Below are 19,696 nucleotides of genomic sequence, written 5' to 3' on the forward strand. Positions count from 1 at the left end.
CGCGCCAAATCACATTCCCAATGAAGAGCGAGCGTTGTGTTAAGTACTAACAACATCACTATGCAGTTTGGCAGTAAGCCGCTGTTTGAAAACATTTCCGTTAAGTTCGGCGGCGGTAACCGCTATGGTTTGATCGGAGCCAATGGCTGCGGTAAATCCACCTTTATGAAAATCCTGGGCGGCGATCTGGTACCGAGCGGTGGCAACGTGTTCCTCGATCCCAATGAACGCTTGGGTAAACTGCGTCAGGATCAATTCGCTTTTGAGCAATTCAGCGTGTTGGATACGGTCATCATGGGCCACACTGAGTTGTGGGCGGTGAAAGAAGAACGTGACCGTATCTACGCTTTGGCTGAAATGAGCGAAGAAGATGGCTACAAGGTCGCCGATCTGGAAGTTGAATACGGTGAAATGGATGGTTACACCGCGGAAGCGCGTGCCGGTGAATTACTGCTGGGGGTAGGGATTCCCGTTGAGCAGCATTATGGCCCGATGAGCGAAATCGCGCCGGGTTTCAAACTGCGTGTGCTGTTGGCGCAGGCGCTGTTCTCCGATCCTGAAATTCTGTTGCTCGACGAACCGACCAACAACCTGGACATCGATACGATTCGTTGGCTGGAGCAGGTGCTAAACGAACGTAACAGCACCATGATCATCATTTCGCACGACCGTCACTTCCTGAATATGGTGTGTACGCACATGGCTGACTTGGATTACGGCGAGCTGCGCGTTTATCCGGGCAACTACGACGAATACATGACGGCCGCCACCCAGGCACGTGAACGCCTGATGGCCGATAACGCGAAGAAGAAGGCACAAATTAGCGAACTGCAATCGTTCGTTAGCCGCTTTAGCGCCAACGCGTCTAAATCCAAACAGGCGACCTCACGCGCCCGTCAGATCGACAAGATCCAGTTGGAAGAAGTGAAAGCCTCTAGCCGTCAGAACCCGTTCATCCGTTTTGAGCAGGACAAGAAATTGTTCCGCAACGCGTTGGAAGTGGAAGCACTGACCAAAGGTTTCGACAATGGTCCGTTGTTCAGCAAGCTTAATCTGATGGTTGAAGTGGGCGAAAAGGTTGCAGTACTCGGCCCGAACGGTATCGGTAAATCAACCCTGCTTAAAACGCTGGTGGGTGATGCGCAGCCGGACAGCGGCACGGTGAAGTGGTCAGAAAACGCGCGTATTGGTTACTACGCACAGGATCACGAATATGAGTTCGATGACACCCTGACGGTTTTCGACTGGATGAGCCAGTGGAAACAGGAAAAAGACGATGAGCAGGCGGTTCGTAGCGTATTGGGCCGTTTGTTGTTCAGCCAGGATGACATCAAAAAGAAAGTGAAGGTGCTGTCGGGTGGGGAAAAGGGCCGTATGTTGTTCGGTAAGCTGATGATGATGCGCCCTAACATCCTGATTATGGATGAACCGACCAACCACATGGATATGGAATCTATCGAGTCGCTGAACATGGCATTGGAAATGTACGAAGGTACGCTGATCTTTGTTTCTCACGACCGCGAGTTCGTCAGTTCATTGGCTACCCGTATTTTGGAGATGACACCAAACAAGGTGATCGACTTTAGCGGTAACTACGAAGATTATCTGCGTAGCCAAGGGATTCAGTAACGTTAATCAGACGTCCAAGGGCGAGTGTATTCTCGCCCTTTTTAGTTCCGCTACTTTGCGCCGCATATCTCACATTGCGGATCTTTCGGCAATTTCATTTCCCGAAATTGCATCGACATCGCATCGAACATCAATAGCTTGCCGCTGAGCGGCTGGCCGTAATTTGCCAACAGCTTAATCGCCTCCATCGCCTGTAAGGTGCCAATGGTGCCGACCAGCGGTGCCATCACGCCCGCCTCAACGCAGGTGAGGGCATTATCACCGAATAACCGGCTCAGGCAGCGGTAGCATGGCTCACCGGGTTGATAGGTAAAGACGCTGAGCTGGCCTTCCATGCGGATGGCTGCGCCAGAAACCAGCGGTTTGCTTTGCGCATGGCATAACCGGTTCAGTTGATCGCGTGTCGTGACGTTGTCGGTACAATCAAGCACCACATCGCAGGTGGCAATCAAGGCCGCCATTTGCCGATCGTCTAATTGCCGATCAACGCTATCAACCTGTACGTGCGGATTGATGTCAGCGAGCGCTAACTGCGCCGACGCCACTTTGCTCATGCCAATGCGTGGCTCAGTATGCAGAATTTGGCGCTGTAAGTTAGAAAGCGCAACGGTATCGAAATCAACCAACGTCAAGCGCCCGACGCCAGCCGCAGCCAGATAGGGTGCGACTGCACAACCTAACCCGCCGAGGCCAATCACTAACGCATGTGCGGCTTTTAGCTTTTCCTGCCCGTCAAAGTCAAAACCGCGTAGGACAATTTGGCGGTTATAGCGCAACGCTTCGGCATCGGTTAATTCCGGCAACATCTTCAGCTCCTCAACAGCGCATTAAACGGTTCAATCTCGACCATTTCACCGGCGGCCACTACGCCACGTTCCCGCTCAAGTACGATAAAGCAGTTTCCTTGGCTGAATGAACTGAACACATGTGAACCTTGGTGACCGGTGGTGCTGACTTCGAGCTCGCCTTGCGCATTGCTGCCGAACACGCCACGCTGGAAGTCGAGGCGGCCCGGTGATTTTTTAAACGGTGTTAATGCGCGTGCGCGCAGGCGTGGTGGCATGCGCCATTCGCTGTGACCGGCCAGTTTTGCCAACAGTGGTTGCACCAATTGATAGAAGGTCAAAGCGGCAGACACGGGGTTGCCCGGCAGGCCACAGAACCAAGCGTGCTGCAATTTGCCAAAAGCAAAGGGTTTGCCTGGTTTGATCGCCAGCTTCCAGAAGCTCACATCTCCCAGCTCATCGAGCATTTGCTTAGTGTAATCCGCTTCCCCTACCGATACGCCGCCGCTGCTGATCACCACGTCCGCGTTGCGGTCTGCCTGCTCGAACGCGCTACGCAGCGCTGCCTGATCGTCACGAATAATCCCCAAATCGATCACGTCGCAGCCCAGTTGTTCCAACATCAGACGAACGGCGAACCGGTTGGTGTCGTAAATTTGTCCGTCCTGTAATGGCTGGCCGACCGGTTGCAGTTCATCGCCGGTGGAGAACAGCGCGACCTTCAGTTTGCGCATCACGCGTACTTCGGCGATGCCTAAGGAGGCCAGCAGGGGAAGCTGTGCCGCGCCCAGTTTTATCCCAGCAGGCAGCACGCTGGCGCCTTGTTGAATATCTTCTCCGGCTAAACGGATGTTCTGCCCGGCGTGCACCACCGCATTAAAGCGAACGCCAGCTTCACTGACTTCCGCCTGTTCCTGCATGATTACGGCTTCCGTCCCCGGCGGTACGGGGGCACCGGTCATGATGCGAATGCAACTGTTCGCAGGCCAGCTATCATGGAAGGGAGCTCCGGCAAACGCTTTACCGGCGATCGGCAACGGCGCATTGGCATTTAGCTCACTGATGCGTACCGCGTAACCATCCATCGCTGAGTTGGCGAAAGGGGGGACATCAAGGGGCGAAATGACCGGCGCGGCAGTGATGCGGCCAGCGGCTTCATTCAGCGCCACGGATTCAGTATTGGCCAACGGCGTAACCTGGCTAAGCATCTTGTCCAGTGCTTGCTCAAGAGAGATAAGGTCGGAAGTAGAGCAATGATCCATAAGGAAAACTCCGTAATCAGAATGCGCGAAGCATAACGGCAAAGTGAGGGTATTATGGCAGATATCCCCACGCGGGAGAATGCGCCAGCCTGCTTTCTGCATCTGGCTATGCACTTCAAGTCGCCGTATCCTGATCATTGAGCATGAATACTGCTAACACGCAGGCAGCGTTAACGATGACGTGCAGACAGGTAACCAAACAAAGGAGCGCGGTGATGCACCAACAAGTCTTGGACTTCTGGTTTGAGGAAATTGATCCCGAAATGTGGTTCAAAAAAGACGATGATTTTGACCGTCAACTGCATACGCGCTTTGGCGAGCTGTGGCAGTCGGCGGCATGGGGGGAACTGGCGCATTGGCGTATCACCATTGCGGGGCGGTTAGCCGAAATTATCGTGCTCGATCAGTTCAGTCGCAATCTATTTCGCGGGACGCCACGCTCTTTTTCCTGTGACGGCATGGCGTTGGTGCTGGCGCAGGAGGCAGTACGCAGCGGTGAGAGTGGGCAACTTAGTCCAGAGCAGCGCGGTTTTCTGTATTTGCCGTTCATGCATTCGGAATCAGCGGTGATTCATCAGCAGGCGGTGGAACTGTATCAGGCATTAAATAATGGCGATCAATTGGATTACGAATTACGCCATAAGGCGATTATCGATCGCTTTGGGCGTTATCCGCATCGCAATGCGATATTAGGGCGAACCAGTACGGCGGAGGAAGAGGCGTTTTTACAGCAGCCAGGCTCTGGTTTCTAACCGGGTCGGTATTGTCGGCCACCACGAGGGTGAAAAAGGAGCGGGCGCATTTGGCTGCGCCCGTAGTTTTCATTAACGGAACAGATGTTCGGCGTGGAAGTGCAAATGATCTTCGATAAAGGTCGCAATGGTGAAGTAGCTGTGATCGTACCCAGGCTGGATGCGTAACGTCAGTGGCCAATCACGTTGCCGCGCCAGTTCGGCCAGTTTCGCCGGTTGTAGTTGATCCGCCAAAAATTGATCGTCGTCCCCCTGATCTATCAGTACCGGCATTTTTTCCGCGCCGGTGGCGAGCAGGTGGCAACTGTCATACGGCAACCACTGGCTTTCATCGCTGCCAAGATACGTGGTGAACGCTTTGCGCCCCCACGGAACCTGGCAAGGGTTCACGATCGGTGCAAATGCTGATACCGAACGATAACGCTGCGGGTTACGGAACGCCATCACCAAGGCGCCGTGGCCGCCCATCGAGTGGCCCAATATTGATTGACGATCGCTGACGCTGAAATGTTGATTGATCAACGCGGGCAGTTCGTCGCTGATGTAGTCATACATACGAAAGTGTTGATCCCACGGTGCCTGCGTCGCGTTGAGATAAAATCCAGCACCTTGGCCAAGATCGTATCCTTCATCATCCGGCACTTGCTCACCGCGCGGGCTGGTATCGGGCATCACCAAGACCAACCCTAGCTCGGCTGCGATGCGTTGCGCCCCGGCTTTCAGCGTGAAGTTCTCATCATTGCAGGTTAGCCCCGATAACCAATACAACACCGGCGGTGGATTATCATCACGCGGTGGTGGCAGGTAGATGCTGAAAGTCATCGCGCAATTCAGGCTCTGCGCCGCGTGGCGATAACGCTGTTGCCAGCCGCCAAACATGCGGTGTTCTTCAAGAAGCTCAAGTGACGTGCTCATGCCTGCTTTGACTCCCTGCTTATTTTTTATCGAAATGAATCACGGAACGGATCGATTTACCCGCGTGCATGAGATCGAACGCGTCGTTAATCTGCTCCAGACCCATGGTGTGGGTGATGAAATCGTTAAGCGCAAATTCGCCATCCAAATAGCGTTGGACAATGCCCGGCAGTTGCGAACGGCCCTTCACGCCGCCGAAAGCGGAACCACGCCAGACGCGCCCGGTTACCAATTGGAATGGACGGGTAGAGATTTCTTCGCCAGCGCCAGCGACGCCGATGATCACGGATTCGCCCCAACCCTTGTGGCAGCATTCCAGTGCAGAACGCATCACATTGACATTGCCGATGCATTCAAACGAGAAGTCCACACCGCCGTCGGTCAGTTCGACAATCACCTCTTGAATCGGCTTGTCGTAGTCTTTCGGGTTGATCAGATCGGTTGCACCGAGCTTGCGCGCCAGATCGAATTTGCTGGTATTGATATCCACGCCGATGATGCGGCTGGCACCGGCCATTTGCGCGCCAATAATCGCCGACAGACCAATGCCACCGAGACCGAAAATGGCGACGGTGTCGCCTGCTTTGACTTTGGCGGTGTTCATCACTGCGCCCATGCCGGTGGTCACGCCGCAGCCTAACAGGCACACCTCTTCTAGCGGCGCTTCTTTGTTGATTTTCGCCAGCGAAATTTCTGGCACTACCGTGTATTCGGAGAAGGTGGACGTCCCCATATAATGGAAGATAGGCTGGCCATCTTTAAAGAAGCGAGTGGTTCCATCCGGCATCAGCCCCTTACCCTGTGTGGCACGGATCGCCTGACACAGGTTTGTTTTACCGGATTGGCAGTATTTACATTCGCCACATTCGGGGGTGTACAGCGGTATCACATGATCGCCGACCGCCACGCTGGTCACGCCTTCGCCGACAGCTTCTACCACGCCGCCACCTTCATGACCCAAGATCGCGGGGAAAACGCCTTCGGGATCGTTGCCAGATAGCGTGTAAGCGTCGGTATGACACACGCCGGTCGCGACAATGCGCACCAGCACTTCGCCTTTTTGTGGCGGCATGAGATCGACTTCTTCGATCTTCAGTGGCTGGTTTGGCCCCCAAGCGACAGCGGCGCGGGTTTTGATCATTTCCATTATCTTCTCCTTCGTGGTCTAGACTTTTAAGCGGGTTCGGTATGTTCTACGGCCGACATTTCAGCTTGTTCAATGATTAACTGTTTCAGTGCGCGCACGTTGGGGCCGAAAGCGTCGCGTCGCCATAAGAGCCAAGTAGCTGTTTCGGCAATGTCGGCGGGTAAAGGATGGGTTTGCACGCGTTCGTGGCCCGGCAGCAAACTGAGCACCGAATACGGGATCATTGCCAGACCCGCGCCGCTGGCGACACAGGCTAACATCGCGTGATAGGACTGAATTTCCATAATATGGCCGGGCAGTGCGCCGTCTCGCTTGAACCAAGACTCCAACCGTAACCGGTAGGAGCAGCTTGGCCGGAAGGCGAACAGCGTTTCTCCTTTAGCGTCTTGCGCGGTGTGAATGGGGGCATGATCCAGACATGAAATCACCACCATGTGTTCAGCAAAGGCGACGCAGCCGTTCAGTTCTTCATGTTGAAGTGGGCCGTCGACCAATGCTGCTGCGAGCGTACCGGCACGCACTCGTTCAGTGATTTCACCCGAGGTGCCGGTAATTAACGATAATGAAACCTGCGGGAAACGCTGGTGATAAGCCGCTAACAGCGTAGGCAGGCGCGTCGCCGCGGTGCTTTCCATCGAACCCAGCGCAAAATTGCCTGCGGGTTCGCCAGCATGGGTGATGCTCATCGCTTCTTCGCTCAGCGCCAATATACGGTTGGCGTAACAGAGGAAATTGTGGCCCATCGGTGAAAGGCGTAACCGTTGTTTTTCGCGAATAAACAGATCGGCGCCTAATTCGTGCTCTAACTGACGTAAACGGGTCGTCAGGTTCGATGGCACCCGATGTAATAGTTCAGCAGCACGGGCGACGGAGCCGGTTTCGGCGACGCTGCAAAACATGCGAAGCTGGGTCAGATCCATACCTTTCTCTTTTCGTGATGAACTTGGTTAGTATTATTCAGTTTTTGTGAGTTTAATACTGCGGCATGATACTGGCAACTTTCTTTTAACAGTTGGACGCGCTAAATGGCATTGAGAATTGCATTGAGTGGGTTTGTTGCCCTCATTGTTGCGATGGGAATCGGCCGGTTTGCCTTTACGCCGCAGGTGCCGTTGATGATTGCAGAACATCAGCTCACGCTGACCGGTGCCGGACTGGTGGCAGCAGTAAACTATTTGGGCTATTTGTGTGGGGCGTATGACGCCATGCGTGCCAGCCGTCACGTCGAACGGCGTTTGTGGATCGGCGTGTGGGGTGCGGTGTTGCTGACACTGCTTTCAGCCTTGATTGAAAGTGCATGGTGGCACGGTGTGGTGCGTTTTGCGCTGGGGTGGGCCAGCGGCTGGGCAATGGTGTTGGTGGCGGCATGGACCAATGAGCGTTTGGCACATTATGGCCGCCCCGCGCTGAGTGCCGCGGTATTTGCCGGCCCCGGTGCGGGCATTTTTCTCAGCGGTATGCTGGCGGTGGGGATCCACAGTTTGGTGCTCAGTGCCGCACAGGCCTGGCTGATATATGGTGTATTGGCATTGGTGTTGACGACGATCATCAGTGTGAATTTCCCCCGTTCGGGGGCGTTACATCGCCCCAATGTGGTTTCGCAACCTTTAGTGCTGACACCCGCGCTAAAACGTTTGGTGTGGAGTTATAGCCTGGCGGGATTTGGTTACATTTTGCCGGCCACGTTTTTATCGCAGATGGCGGCAGCTCGGTTCCCCGCTAGCGTTTTCGCACAGTTTGTCTGGCCAGTATTTGGCGGGGCGGCGGTATTGGGGATCGTGATCGGCATCTTGACGCGGGATAAGCTGACCACGCAAACCCGCTTGGCAGTGACGTTGTGGGTGCAGGCGTTGGGCGTGCTGTGCGCAGAAGTGGTACCCGGGGTGACGGGTCTGGCAGTCGGTGCATTGCTGACCGGTGGTGGTTTTCTCTGTGTGGTGCAGCTTGCCCTTCAGCGTGGCCGCGAGTTGGCACCCCACCATGCGCGCTACATGGCCGGGTTGTTGACGACGGGCTATGCCATTGGTCAGTTAGTGGGGCCGATGCTGTCGGCGCTCTCAACCGCATTGACGCAACATTTGGAACCGGCATTATATGTTGCAGCCGCGGGACTGGTGGTGGCGGGTCTGTTGGTGGTGAATACCCCAATGCGGGCGGCGGCAGATATATCGGTGCGGGATTGACGGAAAGGCGGGCAAAAAATGAGGATATTATGTGGCGAGCCTGATTGTACTCTATGCGGAATTTTCACCACTGGTTGAAACACAATCACTGGATAAACGGCGCGCTCTCATTTACAGTGAGGCAAAATCTTGATCGGGTGCACGTTATTGCTGTTAAACGCCGACGGGATAAAAGAATCAAACCCTGCTCGATAATTCAACGTTATGGCGACGCTTGAATGGGGAATCAGGGTGGCCTGCTGGAGACACACAAAAATGACGATATTAAGTAAAGAAGCCGCGCAGGTTCATGCTGCGTTGGAGGCGCGTGGCTTGGAAACCCCATTGCGCGGTGAAATGTTAGATCGCGAAACGCGTAAGCGACGTATTCAGCAGCACATGACGGAAATCATGCAACTGCTCAATCTCGATCTTTCCGACGACAGCCTGGCGGAAACCCCGCATCGTATCGCAAAAATGTATGTCGATGAGATATTCTCGGGTCTGGATTACGCGAATTTCCCCAAAATTACCGTGATTGAAAATAAAATGAAGGTGGACGAAATGGTCACGGTGCGCGACATCACGCTGACCAGTACCTGCGAACACCATTTCGTGACGATCGACGGTAAAGCCACCGTGGCTTATATTCCAAAGGATGCGGTGATTGGCCTGTCTAAAATCAACCGTATCGTTCAGTTCTTTGCCCAGCGTCCCCAGGTGCAGGAGCGGTTAACACAACAAATTCTGGTGGCACTACAGACGCTGCTCGGTACCAATAACGTGGCTGTATCGATTGATGCGGTTCATTATTGTGTCAAGGCGCGCGGTATCCGGGATGCGACCAGTGCGACCACCACCACCTCTTTGGGCGGGCTATTCAAGTCCAGCCAAAACACCCGCCAGGAGTTCCTCCGTGCGGTACGGCATCATCAGGGGTAAAGGCGGGGCTGAACAGCAAAATAACCGGCGACCGCGGTTGATGACCGCGTCATCAGCTAGCCCGATATACTCGAGCGCAGCATCGCGAGGGGCGCTCCGCTGGCTTCTGCCACGACGGTTCCATCGCTTCGCTCCCCCGATAACTGGCTTTGTCATTAGTCTGAGGCGCCCATGGGCGCCTTTTTAATGACTCGCATACAGTGAAAAACAGATGAATCATGACGCTTTGACCTCACCTCTGCCGCGTATTGCCACGTTGGACTGCGTGCGCGGCATCGCTATTTTTGGCATTTTGCTGCTGAATATTAGCGCTTTTGGTCTGCCGAAAGCGGCCTATCTGAATCCGGCCTATTTAGGGATGCCCTCATTGCGTGATAGCTGGACTTGGGCGTTACTGGATCTGGTTGCGCAGGCTAAATTTCTGGCGATGTTCGCATTGTTGTTCGGTGCCGGTTTACAGTTGCTGCTGCATCGTGGCAAAGGCTGGATGCGCACGCGATTAACCTGGCTGGTTCTGTTCGGGCTTGGGCACGCCATTTTCCTGTGGGACGGCGATATTCTGCTGGCCTATGGGCTGATTGGCTTAGTGTGTGCGCGTATGATCCGAGAAGCAAAAGACACTTTTACGCTGTTAAAAACCGGCGTGGTGCTGTATTTGATTGGTGTTGCGGTGCTACTGCTATTGAGTTTTATCACGCCGGGGGAGCCGGGTAGTTTTTGGCAGCCGGGGGCGGCGGCGCTGCAGTCTGAACAAAGCTGGAAGCTACAGGGAGGGATAGAGGCTTGGCGTCATCGCGTCGGCTTATTGTCTTCGAGCCTGTTGGCGATTGGCGCGCAGTATGGATGGGAACTGGCAGGGATGATGTTGTTCGGCGCGGGTCTGATGCGGAGTGGATGGCTGCGCGGTCACTTTTCTCCAACCTACTACCGCCGTCAGGCTGCCTGGTTAATTCCGCTGGCCTTAGTGATCCAGCTGCCTGCGGTGTGGTTGCAATGGCACCTGCATTGGGATTACCGCTGGAGTGGTTTTTTGCTACAAGTCCCGCGTGAGTTGGGGGCACCGCTGCAAGCGATGGGGTATCTGGCACTGTGCTATGGCTTTTGGCCGCAGTTGGCGCGCTTATCGATTTGCCGAGGGTTGACTCAGGTTGGCCGTATGGCGCTGAGTAACTACCTACTGCAAACGCTGATTTGTACCACGATTTTCTATCGCTTTGGTCTGTATCAACACTATGACCGTTTGCAGTTACTGGCGTCTGTGCCGCTGGTGTGGTTGGCTAACCTGTTATTTTCTCATCTGTGGTTACGCTATTTCACACAAGGGCCGATGGAATGGTTGTGGCGTAAGCTTGTGGTTATGGGGGCGGAAAACAGCAAGCTGCAACGGTAAGTCGGCCACAGAAAACGATCGACAGCATCCCGATCGTTTTAGAACAGATTCGGGCCATTTAGGGTTTACTGCTGGCCTTTTGTTTTTCCGCTGCCAGTTTATTCTCTAACGTCACCCATTGTTCCGGCGAGACAGCCGGATAACCCTGTGCGTCTTCAGGCACGTTATGCATGGATGCGATCGGAATGAGCGGGCCCAGAAAACGAGGCTCGCGCTTCAGAATATACAGATCGCTCAGCGCACCCAAACGAGCAAAGACTTCGCGTACGCGCACCGTCAGCATATCTTTTGGTGACGGGACCGCAAAGCACTGGGCCTGAATGCCCATATGCATGGCAATAAACAATGCACGTTCGCAGTGGAAACGCTGAGTGATGATAATGAAATCGTTGGTATCGAATACCTTACGGGTACGCACAATCGAATCGAGGGTGCGGAAGCCGGCATAATCAAGCACGATATTGCTGGGTGCGACGCCGGCAGCCAGCAAGTCACGCCGCATGGTCATCGGTTCATTATAACTTTGCTGCGCGTTATCGCCGCTGAGCAACAGGTATTTAACCTTACCGCTGTTATAAGCGTTGATGGCACCTTGGATTCGGTAGCGATAATACTGATTGATGACGCCGGTACGATAATATTTAGCGGTGCCGAGCACGACGCCAACCTGACGCGTAGGCAATTGTTGCACATCGTCATAAATATAGGGGGCGGTTTTCCAACTGATCCAGCGGTCAAGCGCGATAGCCGAAAGCATCAGCAGCGTAGCGATGACAAACAGGCTAATAATTAGGCGTTTCCACATGTTGATGCCTTACGCGCAAATCTGAAATAGGGTGAATCAAGGCTACTTTACCTGACAGGTCGACGCAAGCCGTCCACGGGCTCGCTAATGTCCTACAGCGCACTTTTTGCTGCCATCATCGACAAAAAAGGCCCAGCATGCTGAGCCCGATATTTTTGTCTACAGAGTAAAAGTTATAACCAGATTAGAACGAGGTGCGTTTATAGGTACGGTATTGTGGACGCCAGAAGTTATGTTCAATCGCTTTCGATAGCGCTTCTTCTGAAGTAACCACCGCGACGCCTTGTAGCTGCGCTGCTTTACCGACGGCCATTGCAATGCATTTGGACACACCTTGAATATCATCGATATCCGGCAGTAGCGCACCGTGGCCGTCGGTCGCGAGCGGTGAGCAATCTGCCAAGGCACGGCTGGCAGCCATCAGCATGGCATCGGTAACGCGTGAGGCACCGGATGCAAGGACACCTAAACCAATTCCCGGGAAGATGTAAGAGTTATTACATTGGGCTATCGGGAATTGTTGTTCTTTATAGTTTACTGGCGCAAACGGACTGCCGGTTGCCACCAGTGCAGCGCCGTCGGTCCAATTGATGATGTCTTCTGGCCGCGCTTCGACGCGAGACGTTGGGTTAGAAAGCGGCATCACGATCGGACGTGGGCAATGTTGGTGCATTTCGCGGATCAGTTCTTCGGTGAATAGCCCCGGTTGGCCTGAAACGCCGATCAGAATGCTGGGTTTGGCGTTACGGACAACATCTAACAGCGAAATAGCATCATTGTTGATGTTCCACGCGGTCAGATTCTCGCTTTTTTGCACCAACTTGCTTTGAAAATCGAGCAGATTTGGCAATTTATCCGTCAATAGGCCAAAACGGTCAACCATAAATACCTGCGCGCGTGCTTCGTCTTCGCTCAGGCCTTCTGACTTCATTTGAGCGATAATTTGTTCCGCGATACCACACCCGGCGGAACCGGCTCCTAGGAAGGTGACCGTTTGGTCACGAAGTTGGCTGCCTGCCGCGCGACTGGCGGCAATCAGGCTGCCTAACGTGACGGCCGCAGTGCCCTGAATGTCATCGTTGAAGCAGCAGATTTCATCACGATAGCGGTTCAATAGCGGCGTGGCGTTATTTTGCGCAAAGTCTTCAAATTGCAGCAACACATTTGGCCAGCGGCGTTTTACCGCCTGAATGAACTCTTCAACAAACTCATGATATTCGTCACCCGAAATGCGTGGATGACGCCAACCCATGTACAGCGGATCGTTCAATCGTTGAGGATTATTGGTACCGACATCCAGAACGACCGGCAAGGTATAGGCTGGGCTGATCCCGCCACAGGCGGTGTACAGCGATAATTTACCGATGGGAATGCCCATGCCGCCGATGCCTTGATCGCCAAGGCCGAGGATGCGTTCACCGTCAGTGACGACGATGACTTTAACGTTCTGCTTGGTGGCATTCTGCAACATATCGTCGATGCGGTCGCGATTCGGATAAGAAATGAATAAGCCGCGCGCACGACGGTAAATGTCAGAGAAATGCTCGCAGGCTTGCCCTACCGTAGGGGTATAGATAATGGGCATCATTTCGCTCAGGTGAGCATCGAGCAGGCGATAGAACAACGTTTCGTTGGTGTCTTGGATGTTGCGTAAATAGATATGTTTGTCGTTATCGTTCTTGAAATCCTGATACTGCCGATAGGCACGCTCAACCTGTTCTTCAATGGTTTCTACCGCTTCTGGCAATAGGCCGTGTAAGTTGAAGTGGCTACGTTCGTCTTCTGTGAACGCGCTGCCTTTATTGAGCAGTGGGAATTCCAGCAGAATCGGGCCAGCATAAGGGATATACAGTGGGCGTTTACTTTCGTATTCAAGTTCCATCAGTTTACTCTTAACGTATCAGACAGTTTTTATAACGAGTGATCCTAAAAGATAAGGAGAATATGTACAGCAATTGTTATCGGATCATGGGGCAAATTGACGTAATTATCGACGATCAAATCATTTTTTAACTAAAAAAAGTGGTTTAGACGCGGGGAGGCATTGTATTTAGCGTGTCAGGCTGTTAATTGCGGAGCCTGACTGGCTCCGCGTTGGGCATTAAAAGGTAAGGCGGGACACGTCTTCGCAGCCGAGTGCCGTCAACGTTGCACGGGTAGCATCCCATTGGCTGATGATGGCGTTGTGTGGTTCCGCCAACACGGCGCGGCGGAGGGTCTGGCTGTTGCCACCGGAGACATTCAGTAGAATCAATGCGGCCTGCAACGGCGGTAGGCTGGGATTGAAGGCGGCGTTTTCGGCATAGCGGCCGGCGTAAATGGTACCGTCTTCAGTTTCTAGTGCTACGCCGCTGTGGGCATCGCTATAGGGCGCGTGGCTTTGGTTAGCGGCAGCCAGCGCGGCTAACTCCAGTGGATCGGTTAACGACAATTGGAAGCCGTGGTCTACGTGATCCATCAGGAGCGTGCTGATATCGAGATCGCGTGGCCCAAATGAATCGGGTAAATAATCAGCCAGCGTCGCCGCATCACGGCCTGGCAAACGGATTTGCAGTTCACTGCTGCTGTTCAATTCATTCATAAATTGTCGGCAGTGGCCACATGGCGTGTAATTCACGGTGATCGACGCCAGCGACGGTTCACCGCGTAGCCAAGCGTGCGTCACTGCGCATTGCTCGGCGTGGACGGTTTGTTGCATTGGCACACCGTGAAACTCCATATTGGCACCGAAATACAGATTGCCACTGACACCACGAGCAATGGCACCCACGTTGAAATGGGAAATTGGCGTCAGCGAGCAAGCTGCGGCGAGTGGCAACAGGGCAAATGCCAGTGCATCATCATCCAATTCACAGCGCTGCTTGATTGCCTCAACCTGGTTGGCGGTAAACATTGCTGGAAAATGAGGCGCATCCATATACGGTAACAATGCGGATTGCAATGCGGCAGACAGTTCGCTGAAAGCGGTGTGAAAACGCGGATGCATAGAAAGTCTCTTTACGGGTTAACGGGATAACATTCTAGGCAGCCTGTTCATAATAAAATGTGACAAACTTCTCTTTATTAATGAAACGAATGCAATGGAAATCATAATTGCGAGACATGTCGCAGGTGTTGCGCACTTAAGCGAACAGATGCAATAACACTGGGAACAGGAACGGCGCCAGCAACGATGTGATAATTCCACAAATTACCAATGCCAGTGAACTGAATGCCCCTTCTTGAAAATCCATCTCTACGCAACGTGCTGTACCTAACGCATGTGATGCGCTGCCCATCGCTAAACCCCGTGCTGATTTGGTATTTATTTTCAGTAAATTCAGGATGGTATGGCCGAACACTGCGCCGAGGATACCAACAAAAATGACGCACACAGCGCTGATGGCGGGGATCCCGCCAAGTGATTGCGCGGCGGCCATGGCGATTGGCGTGGTGACCGATTTAGGTAGGATTGAGGCAGCAATTTCAGGCGTAGCGCCCATCCACAACGCTAAGGCACCGCCGCTGATCATGGCCGTCAGGCTACCAACAAAACATACGCTGATGATTGACTTCCAGCGCGCGCGGATCTGATGCAGTTGTTCATACAGCGGAAACGCCAGCGCGACTATCGCCGGTTGTAAAAAGTCATTCAAAATTTTGCTGCCTTGGAAGTAATCCTCGTAAGGAATATGGGCCAACAGCAGGAAAGGAATGATGATTGCCATGGAGACCAGCAGAGGGTTGAGCAATGGCATTTTCAACTTTTGTGCCAGTTTACGCGCTACGAAGAAGACGATCAGCGTCAGCGGTAATGACCACCAGATGTTGTGCAGCATTATTTATCCTCCCGTGTGTCATTATCTTCGTTGGTCAGCGTACGTTCGCGATGAAAGTAATGTGAGGAGTAAGCAACGACCAAGAGCACGATCAACGTACTGACGGCGCAGGACACCAGCAAGGGAGCCAGATGATCAATAATCTGCTGATAATATTGCATGACGCCAACCCCAATGGGCACGAACAATAAGACCATATAGCGAATAAAGACATGACAACCGGGTTTTACCCACTTGGCTGGCAAGATCTGTGAGGCGAGCAGGGCAAACAGCAGTAACATGCCGATAATACTGCCCGGAATGGTGATAGGGAGCAGGGCGGAAATGGTATTACCGGCAAATAAGCAAAGATATATTAAAGCGAATGCCCGAAGGTATTTCCAGCACAGTGCGAATGCGTTGTTCATGATTCTTTCCTGTTTAACTGATGTATTTATCATACAATTAAACTGTGAGCTGTGCCACAAAACACACCATGAATTGTCGTTATGCCGTCTATGCCATTTTGGACTATTGACGGCAGCTATTTCGTATTGATCACGCTACCTCAGCTTGCGGTAGCCGCTGCGCCAAGCGATGGCCAAGGAAGAAAAACAGCAGACTCAGCAACGCTGAGATGATCAACACTACAAACATCAAACCCGGCGCGGTATAGCTCAGCAGAAAACCGCACAATACCGGGTTGATGGCTCCCCCCAGATTGCTAAGGTTCTGTACGCCATAATAGCTGCCTTTTAAATGTGCAGGCGCAATAAAATCGATAAACAGGTATTCCACCGGGATGACAATAATTTCCCCTAAGGTGAAAATAGCCATTGCTGCCGCCCATAGCCACAGTGAAGCCCCTGCGAACAGAAAACCCAGTAAACCGACGATAAAAAACAGTGTGCCAAGTGTCAACCAACGTAACAGGTTGTCCTGCCGCATATTACGGCTCAACAGATATTGCAGTGCAATAACAACGCACGCATTAACGATCATGACTAAACCAATAACGCGGTAAGCGAATTCGGCGCTGGAAACGGTGATCAGGTATTGCGATAAATAGCCGGTGAACTGCCCAAATACCACGGAACCTAACGTACTGCCGAGCGTGAAGTAAATCAGACGCCGATCCTGACGCAGGATGCGCAGCGTTTGGCGAAAGTCAGGCAGCAGGGCTGGCGCGACGTGCGCATGGTTAATGGCCGACTGTGGCTGCGTGTGGCGTAAACGTATATTCAGTGTCACTACCGTCAGCAGAGCCAGCCCCCCGGACAGATAAAACGGCAGCAGCGGACTAAAACCGGCGACCAGCACGCCGAGTGATGATCCCACCGCCCAGCCGACGTTGACCAACGTGTAGTTGATCGAAAAGGCTTTAATGCGTTGTGAAATGGGCAGCCATTCGGCGAAACAGGCTTTAATGGTAATGCCCAACACGGCATAGGCAGTATGTAATACGGCGAGAACCGCAATGATACCGCCTGGCCGGGTTATCGACGGAATAGTAAAAAAACTCAGGGCGAATAGCCCAATAGACGCCATCATCAGGGTCTTTTTGTTGAATTTATCCACCAGGTAACCGCCATACAGGCTACTAAGAATTCCGAGGGTTAAGCTGATGCCAAGAATAACCCCAACGCTTTTCGGCAACAGATGAAAATGCTTGGTCAGATAAATAGTGATGAAGGGTAGCGTGACACCACGCCCTATCGTCAGTATCAATGAACTTGCCAGTAATGTATTGATTTGCGTCGGGAATCCCTTCATGACCACACCTGTTTAAACATACAGACATTCAGTGTTGATAACATAGCGTATTTTGCTGAACAGGGAAGAGGGGGAGATAAAATAACCTGAAAAATAACGATTATTGCCACGATTAAACACAACCTATGATGGGCGGGAGTAGGTTGTAACCGTTTATTTTATCACTCGATCAATACGGGCAAAGAGGTTCGGCTTTTACGAACTCACAAGCTTGCGACGTTGCGGGCAAAATAAAACCGGGCAAGCCCGGTTTTAGTGTTGAGTGGCAAAGCGAAGGAATTATTTGACCTGCATACCGGGCTGGGCACCGCTGTCCGGGCTAAGCAGGAAGATCTCTTTTCCGCCGGGGCCCGCAGCCATCACCATACCTTCGGAAATACCGAAACGCATTTTACGCGGAGCTAGGTTAGCAACCATAATCGTCAGGCGGCCTTCAAGTTGTTTCGGATCCGGGTATGCTGAACGGATACCGGAGAAAATCTGACGGTTTTCTCCACCCAGATCCAACTGCAGTTTCAACAACTTGTCAGAACCTTCAACGAAATCGGCACTTTTGATCAGCGCGATACGCATGTCCACTTTGGCGAAATCATCAAAAGTAATGGTTTCCTGAATAGGATCGTCCGCCAATGGGCCGCTAACCGGTGCTTGACTCGCTGCCATATCTTCTTTTGACGCGTTGACCATTTCATTAACCTTGTCGAGATCGATACGATTGAACAATGCTTTAAAGGCACTGATCGGGTGGTCTAATAAGGGTTGTTGAATACTGTCCCAGCTCAATTCGCTGTTGAGGAATGCTTCCGCACGTTCTGTCAGTGAAGGCAGCACGGGTTTCAGGTAGGTCATCAGTACGCGGAACAGGTTAATGCCCATTGAGCAAATGGCCTGCAGATCGGCGTCGCGGCCTTCTTCTTTGGCCACCACCCACGGTGCTTGCTCATCCACGTAACGGTTGGCAAGATCGGCTAACGCCATGATTTCACGGATGGCGCGGCCGGACTCACGGCTCGCGTAAGCCTCTGCGATACGCGGTGCGGCATCGATAAAGGTTTGGTACAACGCTGGATCGGCCAAGCTTGCTGCCAGTTGGCCACCAAAACGCTTGTTGATAAAGCCAGCGTTGCGTGAAGCCAGGTTCACCACTTTGTTGACGATGTCGGCGTTAACGCGCTGCACGAAATCTTCCAGATTCAGGTCGATGTCGTCGATGCGTGAAGACAACTTGGCCGCGTAATAATAGCGCAGGCAGTCGGCATCCAAGTGTTGCAGATAGGTGCTGGCCTTAATAAAGGTGCCACGCGACTTGGACATTTTGGCACCGTTAACCGTGACATAACCATGTACGAAAAGGTTGGTGGGTTTGCGGAAGTTGCTGCCTTCCAGCATGGCCGGCCAAAATAGGCTGTGGAAATACACGATATCTTTACCGATAAAGTGATACAGCTCGGTCGTGGAATCTTTACGCCAGAATTCGTCAAAGTCCAGATCGCCGCGTTTGTCGCACAGGTTTTTAAACGAGCCCATGTAACCGATAGGGGCATCCAGCCAGACGTAGAAATATTTGCCCGGCGCGTCTGGGATTTCGAAACCGAAATAGGGCGCATCGCGGGAGATATCCCACTGTTGCAGGCCGGACTCGAACCATTCCTGCATCTTATTAGCCACCTGCTCTTGCAACGCGCCGGAACGCGTCCAGGCCTGCAGCATTTCGCTGAAAGACGGCAGATCGAAGAAGAAGTGTTCAGAATCACGCATGATTGGCGTCGCGCCAGATACCGCTGATTTTGGATCGATCAGTTCGGTTGGGCTGTAGGTCGCCCCACATACTTCACAGTTGTCGCCGTATTGATCCGGCGATTTGCATTTCGGGCAAGTGCCTTTGACAAAACGGTCGGGAAGGAACATGCCTTTTTCGGGATCGTAGAGCTGCGAAATAGTACGGTTTTTAATAAAACCGTTTTCCTTCAGGCGGCCATAAATCAGGCTGGACAGCTCACGGTTCTCATCGCTATGGGTTGAGTGATAGTTGTCATAGCTGATGCCGAAACCGGCGAAATCCTGTTGGTGCTCTTGGCTCATTTCAGCAATCATTTCTTCAGGCTTAATGCCTAATTGCTGGGCTTTAAGCATGATCGGCGTGCCGTGCGCGTCGTCTGCACAAATGAAATGAACTTCGTTGCCGCGCATTCGTTGGTAACGAACCCAGATATCTGCCTGGATGTGCTCGAGCATGTGGCCGAGATGGATGGAACCATTTGCGTACGGTAGCGCGCACGTCACCAATAATTTTTTCGCGACTTGAGCCATAGTGAGAACTTGCTTTCTGTAATGAAT

Annotated in this window: 17 protein-coding genes; 5 read left to right on the top strand and 12 right to left on the bottom strand. The window is 52.8% G+C overall.

What is annotated here, in order from left to right; all coding sequences use genetic code 11:
- Positions 1-36 precede the first annotated feature (36 nt).
- Entirely contained in the window at positions 37-1,629 is a 1,593-nt protein-coding gene (locus ACQKDS_RS03995; RefSeq protein WP_399666112.1) for an ABC-F family ATPase, read from the top strand.
- Between the two features lie 50 nt (positions 1,630-1,679).
- On the opposite strand, the gene moeB is transcribed toward ACQKDS_RS03995, so the two are convergent.
- Both moeB and moeA read right to left on the bottom strand, forming a co-directional pair.
- A complete protein-coding gene (gene moeB, locus ACQKDS_RS04000; protein ID WP_399666115.1) occupies positions 1,680-2,435 on the bottom strand; it encodes a molybdopterin-synthase adenylyltransferase MoeB in 756 nt (251 codons plus the stop codon).
- Positions 2,436-2,437: 2 nt separating this feature from the next.
- Entirely contained in the window at positions 2,438-3,676 is a 1,239-nt protein-coding gene (gene moeA, locus ACQKDS_RS04005) for a molybdopterin molybdotransferase MoeA (protein ID WP_399666118.1), read from the bottom strand.
- Positions 3,677-3,891: 215 nt separating this feature from the next.
- On the opposite strand from moeA, the gene ACQKDS_RS04010 reads away from it, so the two are divergent.
- Complete coding sequence (locus ACQKDS_RS04010; RefSeq protein WP_399666121.1) at positions 3,892-4,428, top strand: DUF924 family protein; 537 nt, start codon at positions 3,892-3,894, stop codon at positions 4,426-4,428.
- A gap of 72 nt (positions 4,429-4,500) precedes the next feature.
- Here the strand turns inward: ACQKDS_RS04010 and fghA are convergent, their stop codons facing one another.
- Genes fghA through ptrR form a run of 3 tightly spaced genes read right to left on the bottom strand, consistent with a single transcriptional unit; the run spans position 4,501 to position 7,410 of the window.
- Positions 4,501-5,343: an S-formylglutathione hydrolase gene (gene fghA, locus ACQKDS_RS04015; RefSeq protein WP_399666124.1), complete on the bottom strand. Its 843-nt coding sequence runs from the start codon at positions 5,341-5,343 to the stop codon at positions 4,501-4,503.
- 19 nt (positions 5,344-5,362) lie between these two features.
- Positions 5,363-6,490, bottom strand: a complete 1,128-nt coding sequence (locus tag ACQKDS_RS04020) for an S-(hydroxymethyl)glutathione dehydrogenase/class III alcohol dehydrogenase (protein WP_399666127.1) — start codon at positions 6,488-6,490, stop codon at positions 5,363-5,365.
- Positions 6,491-6,516: 26 nt separating this feature from the next.
- Positions 6,517-7,410 carry a putrescine utilization regulator PtrR gene (ptrR, locus tag ACQKDS_RS04025; protein ID WP_399666129.1) on the bottom strand — a complete coding sequence of 298 codons (894 nt, stop codon included), beginning with the start codon at positions 7,408-7,410 and terminating at the stop codon, positions 6,517-6,519.
- Between the two features lie 105 nt (positions 7,411-7,515).
- On the opposite strand from ptrR, the gene ACQKDS_RS04030 reads away from it, so the two are divergent.
- The 3 genes from ACQKDS_RS04030 (at position 7,516) to yeiB (ending at position 10,984) form a co-directional block, all read left to right on the top strand.
- Entirely contained in the window at positions 7,516-8,673 is a 1,158-nt protein-coding gene (locus tag ACQKDS_RS04030; RefSeq protein ID WP_399666132.1) for a YbfB/YjiJ family MFS transporter, read from the top strand.
- 255 nt (positions 8,674-8,928) lie between these two features.
- Entirely contained in the window at positions 8,929-9,594 is a 666-nt protein-coding gene (gene folE / locus ACQKDS_RS04035) for a GTP cyclohydrolase I FolE (RefSeq protein ID WP_399666135.1), read from the top strand.
- A 211-nt stretch (positions 9,595-9,805) separates the two neighbouring features.
- Positions 9,806-10,984: a DUF418 domain-containing protein YeiB gene (gene yeiB / locus ACQKDS_RS04040; protein WP_399666138.1), complete on the top strand. Its 1,179-nt coding sequence runs from the start codon at positions 9,806-9,808 to the stop codon at positions 10,982-10,984.
- A 58-nt stretch (positions 10,985-11,042) separates the two neighbouring features.
- Here the strand turns inward: yeiB and sanA are convergent, their stop codons facing one another.
- The 7 genes from sanA to metG all read right to left on the bottom strand — a co-directional run bounded on the left by sanA (position 11,043) and on the right by metG (position 19,669).
- Positions 11,043-11,789 (bottom strand): outer membrane permeability protein SanA, encoded by a 747-nt coding sequence (sanA, locus tag ACQKDS_RS04045; protein ID WP_399666141.1) that lies wholly within the window; start codon positions 11,787-11,789, stop codon positions 11,043-11,045.
- A 184-nt stretch (positions 11,790-11,973) separates the two neighbouring features.
- Complete coding sequence (locus ACQKDS_RS04050; RefSeq protein ID WP_399666143.1) at positions 11,974-13,671, bottom strand: NAD-dependent malic enzyme; 1,698 nt, start codon at positions 13,669-13,671, stop codon at positions 11,974-11,976.
- A 219-nt stretch (positions 13,672-13,890) separates the two neighbouring features.
- Entirely contained in the window at positions 13,891-14,775 is an 885-nt protein-coding gene (cdd, locus tag ACQKDS_RS04055; RefSeq protein ID WP_399666146.1) for a cytidine deaminase, read from the bottom strand.
- A 136-nt stretch (positions 14,776-14,911) separates the two neighbouring features.
- A complete protein-coding gene (locus tag ACQKDS_RS04060; protein WP_399666150.1) occupies positions 14,912-15,607 on the bottom strand; it encodes a CidB/LrgB family autolysis modulator in 696 nt (231 codons plus the stop codon).
- A complete protein-coding gene (locus tag ACQKDS_RS04065; RefSeq protein WP_399666153.1) occupies positions 15,607-16,014 on the bottom strand; it encodes a CidA/LrgA family protein in 408 nt (135 codons plus the stop codon). Before ACQKDS_RS04065 ends, ACQKDS_RS04060 begins: the two co-directional genes overlap by 1 nt.
- Before the next feature lie 130 nt (positions 16,015-16,144).
- Positions 16,145-17,359, bottom strand: coding sequence for an MFS transporter (locus tag ACQKDS_RS04070; protein ID WP_399666156.1), 1,215 nt, complete (start codon positions 17,357-17,359; stop codon positions 16,145-16,147).
- Positions 17,360-17,638: 279 nt separating this feature from the next.
- Positions 17,639-19,669 (bottom strand): methionine--tRNA ligase, encoded by a 2,031-nt coding sequence (gene metG / locus ACQKDS_RS04075; protein WP_399666159.1) that lies wholly within the window; start codon positions 19,667-19,669, stop codon positions 17,639-17,641.
- Positions 19,670-19,696: the final 27 nt, after the last annotated feature.

The sequence above is a fragment of the Serratia sp. NPDC078593 genome, assembly GCF_050268245.1.
Classification (GTDB): domain Bacteria; phylum Pseudomonadota; class Gammaproteobacteria; order Enterobacterales; family Enterobacteriaceae; genus JBNNGK01.

Excerpts from the sequence above, each read along its gene's own strand:
- folE (WP_399666135.1), top strand. The coding sequence starts at position 8,929 with ATGACGATATTAAGTAAAGAAGCCGCGCAGGTTCATGCTGCGTTGGAG.
- ACQKDS_RS04050 (WP_399666143.1), bottom strand. The coding sequence starts at position 13,671 with ATGGAACTTGAATACGAAAGTAAACGCCCACTGTATATCCCTTATGCT.
- sanA (WP_399666141.1), bottom strand. The coding sequence starts at position 11,789 with ATGTGGAAACGCCTAATTATTAGCCTGTTTGTCATCGCTACGCTGCTG.
- ACQKDS_RS04065 (WP_399666153.1), bottom strand. The coding sequence starts at position 16,014 with ATGAACAACGCATTCGCACTGTGCTGGAAATACCTTCGGGCATTCGCT.
- ACQKDS_RS04020 (WP_399666127.1), bottom strand. The coding sequence starts at position 6,490 with ATGGAAATGATCAAAACCCGCGCCGCTGTCGCTTGGGGGCCAAACCAG.
- ACQKDS_RS04030 (WP_399666132.1), top strand. The coding sequence starts at position 7,516 with ATGGCATTGAGAATTGCATTGAGTGGGTTTGTTGCCCTCATTGTTGCG.
- yeiB (WP_399666138.1), top strand. The coding sequence starts at position 9,806 with ATGAATCATGACGCTTTGACCTCACCTCTGCCGCGTATTGCCACGTTG.
- cdd (WP_399666146.1), bottom strand. The coding sequence starts at position 14,775 with ATGCATCCGCGTTTTCACACCGCTTTCAGCGAACTGTCTGCCGCATTG.
- fghA (WP_399666124.1), bottom strand. The coding sequence starts at position 5,343 with ATGAGCACGTCACTTGAGCTTCTTGAAGAACACCGCATGTTTGGCGGC.
- moeA (WP_399666118.1), bottom strand. The coding sequence starts at position 3,676 with ATGGATCATTGCTCTACTTCCGACCTTATCTCTCTTGAGCAAGCACTG.
- moeB (WP_399666115.1), bottom strand. The coding sequence starts at position 2,435 with ATGTTGCCGGAATTAACCGATGCCGAAGCGTTGCGCTATAACCGCCAA.
- ptrR (WP_399666129.1), bottom strand. The coding sequence starts at position 7,410 with ATGGATCTGACCCAGCTTCGCATGTTTTGCAGCGTCGCCGAAACCGGC.
- ACQKDS_RS04060 (WP_399666150.1), bottom strand. The coding sequence starts at position 15,607 with ATGCTGCACAACATCTGGTGGTCATTACCGCTGACGCTGATCGTCTTC.
- metG (WP_399666159.1), bottom strand. The coding sequence starts at position 19,669 with ATGGCTCAAGTCGCGAAAAAATTATTGGTGACGTGCGCGCTACCGTAC.
- ACQKDS_RS04010 (WP_399666121.1), top strand. The coding sequence starts at position 3,892 with ATGCACCAACAAGTCTTGGACTTCTGGTTTGAGGAAATTGATCCCGAA.
- ACQKDS_RS04070 (WP_399666156.1), bottom strand. The coding sequence starts at position 17,359 with ATGAAGGGATTCCCGACGCAAATCAATACATTACTGGCAAGTTCATTG.